The sequence below is a fragment of the Candidatus Binataceae bacterium genome, assembly GCA_035508495.1.
Taxonomy (GTDB): Bacteria; Desulfobacterota; Binatia; order Binatales; family Binataceae; genus JASHPB01.
In genome coordinates, this window is record DATJMX010000008.1 from 1 (window position 1) to 11,439 (window position 11,439).

General features: G+C 61.5%; 10 protein-coding genes and 1 tRNA gene. 6 read left to right on the forward strand and 5 right to left on the reverse strand.

Translation table 11 applies throughout. The features are described 5' to 3' along the window. Nucleotides 1–3: 3 nt before the first annotated feature. Nucleotides 4–76 (reverse strand) — tRNA-Lys (locus VMA09_02840). A 30-nt stretch (nt 77–106) separates the two neighbouring features. On the opposite strand from VMA09_02840, the gene polX reads away from it, so the two are divergent. After that, nucleotides 107–1,906 (forward strand): DNA polymerase/3'-5' exonuclease PolX, encoded by a 1,800-nt coding sequence (gene polX, locus VMA09_02845; GenBank protein HUA32515.1) that lies wholly within the window; start codon nt 107–109, stop codon nt 1,904–1,906. Nucleotides 1,907–2,187: 281 nt separating this feature from the next. Further along, entirely contained in the window at nt 2,188–3,321 is a 1,134-nt protein-coding gene (locus VMA09_02850) for a sigma-54 dependent transcriptional regulator (protein ID HUA32516.1), read from the forward strand. A gap of 4 nt (nt 3,322–3,325) precedes the next feature. Here the strand turns inward: VMA09_02850 and VMA09_02855 are convergent, their stop codons facing one another. Further along, nucleotides 3,326–4,258, reverse strand: a complete 933-nt coding sequence (locus VMA09_02855) for a sulfotransferase domain-containing protein (protein ID HUA32517.1) — start codon at nt 4,256–4,258, stop codon at nt 3,326–3,328. A gap of 575 nt (nt 4,259–4,833) precedes the next feature. Then, nucleotides 4,834–6,120: a 4-aminobutyrate--2-oxoglutarate transaminase gene (gabT, locus tag VMA09_02860; protein ID HUA32518.1), complete on the reverse strand. Its 1,287-nt coding sequence runs from the start codon at nt 6,118–6,120 to the stop codon at nt 4,834–4,836. A 227-nt stretch (nt 6,121–6,347) separates the two neighbouring features. Between gabT and VMA09_02865 the strand changes: the two genes are divergently transcribed. The 4 genes from VMA09_02865 to VMA09_02880 all read left to right on the forward strand — a co-directional run bounded on the left by VMA09_02865 (nt 6,348) and on the right by VMA09_02880 (nt 9,602). Beyond that, nucleotides 6,348–7,238: a hypothetical protein gene (locus VMA09_02865; GenBank protein HUA32519.1), complete on the forward strand. Its 891-nt coding sequence runs from the start codon at nt 6,348–6,350 to the stop codon at nt 7,236–7,238. A gap of 37 nt (nt 7,239–7,275) precedes the next feature. Beyond that, nucleotides 7,276–7,848 (forward strand): chromate transporter, encoded by a 573-nt coding sequence (locus VMA09_02870; protein HUA32520.1) that lies wholly within the window; start codon nt 7,276–7,278, stop codon nt 7,846–7,848. Nucleotides 7,849–7,857: 9 nt separating this feature from the next. After that, nucleotides 7,858–8,391, forward strand: coding sequence for a chromate transporter (locus tag VMA09_02875; protein HUA32521.1), 534 nt, complete (start codon nt 7,858–7,860; stop codon nt 8,389–8,391). Nucleotides 8,392–8,537: 146 nt separating this feature from the next. Further along, nucleotides 8,538–9,602, forward strand: a complete 1,065-nt coding sequence (locus VMA09_02880; protein ID HUA32522.1) for an NADP-dependent oxidoreductase — start codon at nt 8,538–8,540, stop codon at nt 9,600–9,602. Here the strand turns inward: VMA09_02880 and VMA09_02885 are convergent. Further along, entirely contained in the window at nt 9,594–10,421 is an 828-nt protein-coding gene (locus VMA09_02885; GenBank protein HUA32523.1) for a hypothetical protein, read from the reverse strand. The genes VMA09_02880 and VMA09_02885 overlap by 9 nt on opposite strands. An 87-nt stretch (nt 10,422–10,508) precedes the next feature. Next, nucleotides 10,509–11,439 (reverse strand): magnesium/cobalt transporter CorA (gene corA, locus VMA09_02890; protein ID HUA32524.1); only part of this gene is annotated, 931 nt, incomplete at its 5' end.

Consider the following 11,439-nt stretch of genomic DNA (forward strand, 5'->3'; position numbering starts at 1 on the left):
ATGTGAGCCGTGTGGGACTCGAACCCACGACCCTGTGATTAAAAGTCACATGCTCTGCCACCTGAGCTAACGGCTCGCCGACGGATGCGGCGCGCGCGAACGCGCGATGCCGATAATCTGTCAGAACTCGCGCAGCCGAACCAGACTCCTCGCGCAGTTGGGATCGCGCCGCCGTTCGTGCTTCGATATCCCCTGCCCGCTGCCCATGAACAATCACGATATCGCCCGCGTGCTCGACGAAGTCGCCGACATGCTCGAAATCCTCGGCGAGAACTTCTTTCGCGTGCGCGCCTATCGCAACGCCGCGCGCGTGGTCGCCGATTATCCCGAGCCGCTCGAAAGCCTCGCCGCCGAGCAGCTCGACGATATTCCCGGGATCGGCGCCGACCTCGCCGGCAAGATCGTTACGCTGGTAAAGACCGGCCATCTCGATATTCATCGCGAGCTCCAGGGCAAGGTCCCCGCGGGCCTGCTCGAATTACGCACGATTCGCGGCCTCGGCCCCAAGCGAATCAAGATTCTCGCCGAGATCGTGAAAGTGACTGATCGCACCAGCCTCAAGCGTGCTGCCGAGGCGGGAGCGCTGCGCGGTGTGCGCGGCCTGGGCAAGAAACTCGAGGAGCACGTGCTCGAGGCGCTTGCCGAAACAGGCGCACCGCCCTCGACCCGCATCTTGTATGCGGACGCCGCAAGGATCGCGGGCGAACTGCTCGTCTATCTAAAGCAAGGCGGCGGGATCGAGGCGATCGAAGCGGCGGGCAGCTTCCGGCGTCGGCGCGATACGGTCGGCGATCTCGATCTGCTGGTCGCAGCGAATAACGCATCGCCGATAATGGATCGCTTCGTCACCTTTCCCGACGTCGCCAGTATCCTCGGCAAGGGTGACACCAAGAGCAGCGTCGTGCTGAGCGACGGTCTGCAAGTCGATCTTCGCGTCGTCGAATCGCAGTGCTTTGCCGCGGCGCTGATGTACTTCACCGGATCGAAGGCGCACAACGTGCGGTTGCGCAGAATCGCGCAGCAGAAGGGCATGCTGCTCAACGAGTACGGCCTCTTCATGGGCGATAAGTCCATTGCCGGAAACGACGAGGAATCGCTCTACCGCGCGCTGGGCCTGGATTACGTCACGCCCGAGCTGCGTGAGGATCGCGGCGAGGTCGAGGCCGCCCAGGAGCATCGCTTGCCGCGCTTGATCGCGCGCGAAGATCTCCGCGGCGACCTTCATTCGCATTCGACCTGGACCGATGGCCGCGCGTCGATCGAAGAGATGGCGCGGGCGGCGAAGGCCGCCGGTCTCGAATACTTCGCGCTGACCGACCATTCGCAGCGCCTCGCGATGGCGCGCGGACTCGACGCCGACCGGCTCCGCGAGCAGTGGAATGAGATCGAAGCTGCGAGCCGCCGCGTCGGAATTCGGATTCTGCGCGGCATCGAGGTCGATATCCTCGAAGACGGCAGCCTCGACCTGCCCGACGCGATTCTTGCCGAACTCGATTGGGTCGTCGCCTCCGTGCATTACAAGATGGAACAGGATTCCCACGCGATGACAGACCGGATCGTGACGGCGATTCGCAATCGCAACGTCGATGTTATCGGCCATCCGAGCGGTCGGCTCCTCAACAAGCGCCTCGGGAGCCAGTTCGATCTCGATGAGGTTCTGCACGTGGCGCGCGAGGAAGGATGCGCGCTCGAGGTCGATTCGCAGCCCACGCGGCTCGACCTCAATGACGCCGCATGCCTCGCGGCCAAGCACGCCGGCGTGAAGCTGGTCGTGTCCAGCGACTCACATAGTCCGGGCCAATTCGACAACCTCGCGTACGGTATCAACCAGGCGCGGCGCGGATGGATCGAGCCGGGCGAAGTGCTCAACACGCGGCCGCTCGCGCAACTTCGGCAACGGCGCTAGCGGGATGGCGACAGCATCGCGAGGTTTGCACACTTTATGTCGATCTGAATGTTCCTTTGGAACTTATTTCACCAGCGATGCAGCAAAAACGGGCCAATTGATGCGTAGGCTCGTCACACGTTCCGCTCGCGCCGACTTTATAAGGACGTTAGAATCCTGAGCCGTGTCGATTGAACGCGGCGCCTCTGCTGGCGGGGGCTGGAATAGCGAGGCGCCGGTCGTTCAAGCGATTAACCAGCTCGGTAGCGGAAGGGAAAAGTATGTCTGCCAGTGAGCGGTCGGTGAATGGGAGTTCTGCAGTCGATCTTCTGAATCAGCCAACTTACGAGGGCGAATCCGGCGAATGGCTGTCCCTCGAAGAACTCGCACGCGGCTCCGAGCGCGTGGGTCCGATGATGGTGCGGTCGATCCAGGTCCGCAAGGTGCTTTCCACACTTGCGCGTATCGCTCCGTTCAAATCCACCGTGCTGATCCATGGCGAATCCGGCACTGGCAAGGAGCTCGTCGCCCGTGCACTTCATTCGCTCGGCCCGACGCCCAACGGGCCCTTTGTTACCTTCAACTGCTCCAACCTCGTCGATACCGATTCAATGGCGGAGTCGCAGCTCTTCGGGCACGTCAAGGGCGCCCTGCCCGGCGCGCATGACGAGATGGTCGGCTTCTTCCGCGCCGCCAATGGCGGCACGCTCTTTCTCGATGAAATCGCGGACCTGCCGTTAAAGGTCCAGCCGAAACTGCTGCGCGCCGTCGAGACTCACGAGGTCCATCCGGTCGGATCGTCGGAGACTTATCGGGTCGATATCCGGCTCATCGCCTCGACCAATCGCGACCTGCGCGCGATGGTGAAGGCGGGTCAGTTCCGCAACGATCTGTATTACCGGCTCAATGCCGCCGCGATCGTGGTGCCGCCGCTGCGCGAGCGGCGCGAGGCAATCCCGGCCTTCGTCGCATTCTTCGTCGATCACTACAATCGCCTGTTCGGCAAAGAGGTAACTCTGGTCGATAAGCGCGCCGTCGATACGCTCAGCCGCTACTCGTGGCCGGGCAACGTGCGCGAGCTTGCCCATGCGATCGAAAGCGCGGTGCTAATGGCCGAAGGCACCCGCCTCTCCTTCGAGGATCTGCCGCCTCATCTGTCGGATCCGGAGTTGCGCGTAACGTTCGCACCGCTTTCGCCCTTCGAGATAAGCGATCTCGATGCGGTCGCGGAGTCGCCCGAAGGTCAGCAACCGTATTCGCTCTCGGCCGCGATCCATCGCGCATCGAAAGGCGCCCTGGTTCGCGCGCTCGAAGCCGCCAGCGGCAACGCTTACCGCGCGGCGAATCTGCTCGGCGTGTCGCGCTACACCGTCTATCGGATGCTGAATCGGTACGGGATGGCCGAGGGACGCGCGCGCAAAACGACGATCCGCTGATCAGTCAAGCCGCGCGCCTGGGGCGCGGCTTTTTCCATCGCGAGAGATCACAATCGAGCAGCTTCTCGAGCGCCTCAACCTCGGGCAGATAGCGCTGCCGTAGCATCGCATCCTGCTCCGGCGTGAGGCGCGGATACGGCACCGGACCGCTGAAGCAGTAATTCCACACGCCCGCGCTCTCCAGCGCATCGATCGTTCGATACGCGCGCTTGTCGCGCAGCCAATAGAGAACGTGCCGCGCGTTCTGCGCGATACGACGGCTGCGCGGCGGCCCCGAGAATTCGTTGATCCGCTTGTCACCCGTGCCGAGCTTGGGCGCGACGAACTTCTCGATACCGGTGAACTCGCAAAAGCGATCGAGATACTCCTGCGGATTCGAGGCGAGATCCTCGTACCACGTAATCAGCACGCGCTCGCGGCCGAACGTGTCGAACCATCGCTTCACGTGCTCGGCGTAATGGCTATCGTGATCAATATGAGGCCGCGTCTCGATGACCTCTTCGAGCGGTCCGCGCGCCCACGCATAGGCGCGCAGCAGCTTATAGTTCGAATACGCCCGATCGACCGGATCGCGCAGGCAGATGATGATCTTACAGTCCGGCAAATGGTGCTTGATGCGGCCGGGCGCGAGCGGCTCGGCGAAGTACGGACAGATCTCACCCACGGGCCGCGCGCCAGTCGCATAGCGGAAGTGCCACGCGTACCAGTCGAAGCCCTTGTCGTACATGTAGTTGAAGAATTGCGTCTCTTTGACGCCGTAGGGCAGGTCGACCCGTCCCTCGAGCGCTTCGTGCAGCCACGTCGTGCCGGTCCTCCCCGGTCCAACGGCGAGGAATTGAGGAAGCTTGGTGCTTTGCGTCATCTGAAAAATTGAGGCACGGCCCGCGGCCATTTGCAGAATCAACTTGATGAAAATTCCGCGTTCGAAAAGTAACATCGCCACTTTGACGGAGCAACAAAGACAGAAGTTCGCGTGGCGACGCTCAAGCTTGAGGCGATCTCGGGATTCGCCGCGTCGTCGAGTTTCCGTGGCGGGGCATGGCGAAGGCGTGACTTCGGCGGATGCAGGCGCAGGATTCATCTTCGCCACTGATCGCAGTTCGCAGATGCTCGACGTCATCGACGCCGCCTCGCATAAGCTCGTCGCGTCGACCAAATCCGACGCACAGCGCGTTCATCGAGATCGCCGGTGGTCCTGAGTCGCTCACTATCGATGCGGCAGCGGGCCGCACGTTCACGAATCTGTGGACCGTCCCGCAGGCGGCAAAATCATGGTCTTCACTGAGCGGTGAGTTGGCCGGGATAGGGCAGCTTAGTAAGGAAGGCGCCTCGCGCGATGTCTGGCACCGGCCCCTTTGGAGGCCTCCAAGATCCCTCGACTCCGCTCGGGATGACGGTCCTTTTCTTTTCAGTAATTCAAAAGCTAGTAGGTGGGCGCCCCACTGTTCTTAGTCACCTTCGTGTGCACTGTTTGTCACTATGGTCGTTGGCCGCCGATTCAGAATTATGAAATCAAGTTGTGCCGAGGGCGTCGGTTAGCGAGGCCTCCAGGATGCTCAGGCCTTCGTCGACCGTTTCGAGCGGGGCGTTGAGCGGCACCATGATGCGCATCACGTTGCCGTAGACGCCGCAGGTAATTATCACGAGACCGCGCGATGCTGCGCGCGCGACGGCGGCCTGCGCCAGTTGCGGCGCGGGTTCTTTGGTCTTGCGATTCTTGACCAGTTCCACCGCGAGCATCGCGCCTAAGCCGCGCACGTCGCCGATGCAATCGAGGCGTTGGCTCATCTCGTCGAGCGAGCGGCGCACTTGTTTGCCCAGCTTCTCGGCGCGGCCGAGGATGTCTTCGTCGCGCATCACGTCGAGCACCGCGAGCGCCGCGGCGCATGCGATCGGGTTGCCGGCATACGTCCCGCCGAGGCCGCCGGGCGCGACCTTGTCCATCACGTCCGCGCGTCCCGTCACGCCAGCGAGCGGGAAGCCGCCCGCGAGGCTCTTCGCTATCGCCATCAGGTCCGGCGCGATCTGCGAATGCTCGACCGCGAACATCCGGGCGGTGCGGCCGAAGCCGGTTTGGATCTCGTCGGCGATCAGCAGGATTCCATGACGATCGCATAGCGCCCGCAGCTCGCGCATGAAGTCGAACGGCGCGACATTGAAGCCGCCCTCCCCTTGCACCGGCTCGATTAGAATCGCCGCGACGCGCGCGGGATCGACGTCCGACTTGAAGATCGCCTCGAGCGCATGCAGGGTCTCCGCGGTGCCGCCGCCGCGATACGCATCCGGAAACGGCGCATGGAAAACCTCCGGCGGCATCGGGCCGAAGCCCAGCTTGTACGGCGCAACTTTGCCCGTCGCTGCGAGCGTCATCATCGTGCGGCCATGAAAACCGCCGCTGAACGAGATGATCGCGCTGCGCCCGGTAGCATAGCGCGCGATTTTGATCGCATTCTCGATCGCCTCGGCGCCGGTGGTCAGGAAGATCGTCTTTTTGGGGAAATCGCCGGGCACGAGCTGATTCAGCCGCTCCGCGAGCCGGATGTACGATTCATACGGCGTGACCTGGAAGCACGCATGGGTCAGCGCATTCATCTGCTCGGTCGCGGCCGCAATAACCCGCGGATGGCGATGTCCGACATTGAGCACCGAGATACCGCCGGCGAAGTCGATATAGCGTCGCCCCTCCACGTCAAAAAGCTGCGCCCCTTCGGCGCGCGCCGCCACAATCGGCATCGCGATACTGACCCCGCGCGGTATCGCGGCCTCGATGCGCGCCCTCAGTTCAGCATTTTTGTTCATTCTTGACCTTCCAACCCCCTGACGGCATCCAATAATTAAACGCGCATGCTATGCTGTCGCACAGTTTCTCGCGTTTTTCGACGGTCGAATTGACGGACGAATATCATATTGATAGTCGAATTGGCGCGGGCCGTAGCATGACCCGGGTCCGGCGCCTGGGGATTCAGGTGGTGTTGAGCAGGATTTCGTACTTCTTCCGCGAAAATCAGCGGGCGCAGGGATAACTGATGAGTACGCACACCAATCACGTCAAGGACACGTTTTACCAGCCGATCGTTCCTTCGGACTTCATTCAGTACCGCGAATACAAGCTGCTGCTGAAGCCCGAGCTCTTCCCCGACCAGAACGCCTTTCACAAGTTCTGGAAGATCGCGCATCATACCGCCAAATCGCTCGACGTGAAGTTGAGCCACATGGACGAGGACACCAAGCCGCACGTGCGCGAGGTGCTCTTCTACGATACGCCGCACTTCAAGCTCTACAACGCCGGATTCATCCTGCGAAAGCGCACCTTCTTTAAGCACGGCGTTCCCGAGCCCAATCACGAGCTCGTGATCAAGTTCCGCGATCCCGACAAAGACAAGGCCCAGGCCGTCGATCCGCGCCCGCTTTTGCCCTGCCAGTTCACGCTCAAGTTCAAGGAAGAGATCCTGCTGCCAAAGGACGGCGCGCTGGGCATGCGCCTTATCTATTCGCACAACTGCGAGTTGGACACGCCCAATATCATCCTGACCCAGAAGTTCGAGACCACCGCCGACGCGTTCCCTGCCCTGCGGGGAATCGGGGCGAATCCGAAGGCCGCGCTCGGCGTGGTGCACGGTCTTTCGATTGAGGAATACATGGTCGAGACCGGCGTGCTCGATTTCGGTCACGGCAATACCGCCAAGGCGAACGTCGCGGTGTGGCGTATTCGCCAGACCAACGAGCCGATCGTCGCCGAGTTCGGCTACCAGTTGAAATTCCCCAATCCCGACTCGGTCCATCACAAGTCGCGCGAATTGTCGGAATTTTTCTACACCGGCCTGCAGTCGCAGGCGTCGGATTGGGTGCAGCGTGGAACAACCAAGACCGCTCTCATCTACGGCTACGGAACCTCAGGCGCCAAGCATCAGGAGTGACGCGCCCGAGGCTGAAAAGCCCTCGCTCGGCACCATCTTGAAAATCTTCCTGCTGGCCGGAGGATTGAGCTTCGGCGGCGGCGCGGTCGCTTATTTGCGCGAATATCTGGTCCGCCGCGAGGGCTGGATGACCGACGACCAGTTCCTTGACGGCATGGAAGTCAGCGAGACCTTGCCGGGTCTGAATGCCGTCAACATGTCGGTGATCGTCGGCGACGAGCTGCGCGGGATTCCCGGCGCCGCGCTCGCCGTGCTCGGGATGCTGTTGCCGGGCGCGATCACCGTGATGATCCTCGGCATCGTATGGGAATCCAATCGCCAGAATCCCTACGTGATGCGGATGCTGGCGGGAATCGCGGCGGCGGCGGTCGGTTTGCTGCTCTCGGTCACGCTTCAGCTCGGCAAGCGTCAAGTGGGCAAATTACCTGACGTCGCGATCGTTGCGGTTACCTTCCTTGCAGTCAGCGTCTTCAAGTTGTCACTGCCGCTGGTCCTCTTCACCATCGGACCGATCGCGGTGCTGATGTATCGTCCCCACGAGAGCCGGCCGCACCTCGGCGAATCGCTGCCCTTCCATCGCGGACCTCATCACGAGAAGCACCGGCACTAAGGCGAAACGATGACGCGGCTTATCCATCTGTTCCTGGTGTTCGCGCTGCTCGGCGTTCTCGCCATGGGCGGTGGCACCGCAGTCCTGCCCGAAATGCAGCACATGACGGTGCATACGTTTGGCTGGCTGACCGATAAGCAGTTCCGCGATATCTACAGTCTCGGCCAAGTCGCGCCGGGACCCAACATGCTGATGGTGCTCGTTATCGGCTATCGGCTCGCAGGTGCGATGGGCGCGTTGGTGGTAGGCCTCGGCTTCTTCGTTCCGGATTGCATCCTGACGCTGGTCGTCAACCGATGGTGGGAGCATCTGAAGTCGCCTTGGCGCGTGTCGGTGCAACGCGGGATGGCGCCGGTGGCGATCGGGCTGATGCTGTCGGGAACGTGGGCGATCGCGCGGCTTGCGATCTTCGGCAACACGCGCATCAACTCTGAAGCCCTCGCGATCGCCATCGCCGTATACGCAATCCTCAGTTGGCGGCACATCAATCCCGGCGTCCTGGTCCTGATCGGCGGCGTGGTTTATTTGTTACTTCCTCATTAGGGTCGAGTTAATTCTGAGCGACCTCTTGGCAGTCTCGTGGCCTTGTGGATTGTGTCCTCGCGTCCTTTTGGAGAATATGGGGGCAACGCGGCACTGACGCTCTGCAACCCGGTCTTTTCTCACATCCGGAAGGAAATTCGCCCGCTATGAGTACCGTCAATCGGCAGATCACTCTCGCCGCTCGCCCTGTCGGTGAGCCCAAAGAATCCGACTTCAAACTCGTAGAGACCGAAATTCCCACGCCCGGTCCCGACCAGTTCCTGGTCCAGGTCATCTACTTGTCGGTCGATCCGTACATGCGCGGGCGGATGAGCGATCGGCCCTCCTATGCGCCGCCGGTTGAGATCGGCGAGGTGATGGGCGGCGCGGGCATCGGCAGGATCATCAAATCCAATACCCGCCGCTTCCGCGTCGGTGAGATCGTCAGCGGATACTTCGGATGGCAGGAGTACGCGGCCTCGGGCGCCGACGGTATCCAAAAGATAAATCCCGAGCTCGCGCCAGTGTCCACCTGGCTCGGCGTGCTCGGGATGCCCGGGATGACGGCCTACTTCGGCCTGCTCGAGATTTGTCACCCGCGCGCCGGAGAAACTCTCGTCGTCTCGGGTGCGGGCGGCGCAGTCGGCGCGATCGTCGGCCAGATCGCGAAGATCGAAGGATGCCGTGTCATCGGAATCGCCGGGTCGGACGAAAAGGTTGAATGGCTGACCACCGAACTCGGCTTCGACGCGGCCTTCAATTACAAGACCAGCCCCGATATCGGCGGCAAGCTCCGCGAGCTATGTCCGCGCGGTATCGATATCTATTTCGACAATGTCGGCGGCACGATCTCGGACGCGGTCCTGCCATTGATCAATACCAAAGCGCGCATCAGCGTGTGCGGCCAAATCTCGCAATACAACGCGACCGAGACTGGCACCGGTCCGCGGCTGACTGGCCTCCTCATCGAGCGCCAGGCGCGGATGGAAGGCTTTCTCGTCCTACAGTTCGCCGAGAAGATGAAATCGGCCCAAAACAAGATGGTGCAGTGGCTGAAGGCCGGCAGGATCAAGTTTCGCGAAACCAGGATCACCGGAATCGAGAACGCGCCGGCCGCCTTCATCGGCATGCTGCGCGGCGACAACGTCGGCAAGCAGCTCGTGCAGCTCGCGGATGAAACCGCCCCCGCACCGTCGAGTAGCGACGGCAAGCACGCCTCGGCGTCAGCGTAGATTCGACGGAAAGTCGGGCTCGGCGATGAACGGCTTATGTTGCCGATAGAGCGTCAGCTTCGGCCCGGGGACCTTGAGAGGATGCGCACTTGGGTCGAAGATCACTGAAGCCTCCTGCCATCTGATGTCTTCCGCAGCACTCTCCCATTTGATGGCTTCATCGAATTTGCCATCCGCAGCGTAGGCCTCACCAAGCGTGACCAGCTCCCGCGTGTCATGCCACCCGGACAGCTCGCAGGCTCGAGTTGCATAGTAAACAGCTTCGTGACCCCAACGGACTTTCGCCGAAGGCGAAGTAGCGAGGATCTTCGCGTAGGAGTCGAAGATAAGTGGATCGGTCTGGTCGTGCGCAATATCTTCTTTCGGTGTCGCGAGTGCCGCCTGCTGGTCGCCTTCTTGGAGATAGGCGGAGGCCAGGTGCTGGTAAGCACTCTTGTCCGACGGATCGAGCCGGATCGCCTCTTTGAGATCGGCGATCTGCTTCTGCCGCTGCTTCTGTTCGGCGTAGAAGGAAGCTCGTTCCTCGTATTCATCAGATGAAGGATCGGATTGGATCTCCGCGGTCAGCTTCGCGAGGTTCCGCTCGATGTGAACCTGCTTCAAACCCTCTAATGCGGCCCTGTCCGCGGTCGTATGGCCGCTCTCGTAAGAAAATTTGGCGCCGCGGTCGTCAAGAAGTGCGTTGCGAAAGTCGCGCTCAGCCGCGTCTAAATGCCGCTGCTGCAACTGCGCTTGACCGTCGGCCACCTCCTCCCGGCTCACACGCCCGGCGACAAAAAATGTCACGAGCAGCAGCACACCGCCGATCGAGCGACGCATAGCCGGCCCCCCCGAAACCGGAAACAAGCGACCTCGGCCAATTATGACGGATTGTCACATATTTGCAATCAAAAAGCCACTGAATGACTACCACCAGCCGCTGCGGCGGAACCAGTAGACCATCGTGACCGGCAACGCCACGCAGGCCGCGATCTCAATATAAAACAGCGAGCGGGAGTCGAAGGGCAGCGCGCTGAAGTTCTGCCCGAAGAAGCCCGTCAGAAACGTCAGCGGCAGGAAAATCGAGGCCAGCAGCGTGAGCTGTTTCATGATCACGTTGCTGCGATTCGCGTTCATCGACATGTACGCGTCCATCGCATTGCCGAGCAGGTCGCGCTCGACGTCGATCTGCTCGTAGGCGCGCACCACGTGATCGTACACATCGCGAAAATAAATCGCGGTCCGATCCTGCACTCGCGGATCGCCGCGCCTAATCATCATCGCGAGCACGTCGCGCTCGGGCGACAGCACGCGCCGCATCGAGATCAAAAGCCGCTTGAGCCGCATCAGTTGCGCAAGCTGACTCGGCTCGCTGCGCCTTAAGATCGCGCTCTCGACCTCTTCGATTTGATCCGAAAGCTTGTCGACGATCGGAAAGGCCTCGTCAACCAGGGCATCGACGATCAGGTAGAAAAGATAGTCGGCGCCACGCGCACAGCAGGTCAGGTCGGTGGCGGCGCGTTTGATGAGCGCGTCGATCGCCGGCAGCGGCTCGCTATGCACCGTCACGAGGTAATTTTCCCCGAGGAACGAATCGAGTGCCGTGCTGTGAACCCCGCGCCTGCCGTTGACGCTCATGCTCATCGAATGCATCACGATGAACAGGTATTTCTCGTAGTCGTCGAGCTTGGCGCGCTCAATCTCATGCTGGCAGTCCGCGATCGCGAGCTGATGGAATCCCATCGCATCGCCGACCGCGTGTAACTCCTCGGCCTGGTATTGCTGCACGTCGATCCAGCACAGCTCGCCCGGCCCGGGCGGCTTCACGCGCGATTGATTGTCTATGAGTTTCGTCGAC

What these genes read in the sequence shown, in the direction of transcription:
- polX (HUA32515.1), top strand. Translation starts at nt 107, where the DNA reads ATGCCGATAATCTGTCAGAACTCGCGCAGCCGAACCAGACTCCTCGCG.
- VMA09_02855 (HUA32517.1), bottom strand. Translation starts at nt 4,258, where the DNA reads ATGTTACTTTTCGAACGCGGAATTTTCATCAAGTTGATTCTGCAAATG.
- gabT (HUA32518.1), bottom strand. Translation starts at nt 6,120, where the DNA reads ATGAACAAAAATGCTGAACTGAGGGCGCGCATCGAGGCCGCGATACCG.
- VMA09_02865 (HUA32519.1), top strand. Translation starts at nt 6,348, where the DNA reads ATGAGTACGCACACCAATCACGTCAAGGACACGTTTTACCAGCCGATC.
- VMA09_02875 (HUA32521.1), top strand. Translation starts at nt 7,858, where the DNA reads ATGACGCGGCTTATCCATCTGTTCCTGGTGTTCGCGCTGCTCGGCGTT.
- VMA09_02880 (HUA32522.1), top strand. Translation starts at nt 8,538, where the DNA reads ATGAGTACCGTCAATCGGCAGATCACTCTCGCCGCTCGCCCTGTCGGT.
- VMA09_02885 (HUA32523.1), bottom strand. Translation starts at nt 10,421, where the DNA reads ATGCGTCGCTCGATCGGCGGTGTGCTGCTGCTCGTGACATTTTTTGTC.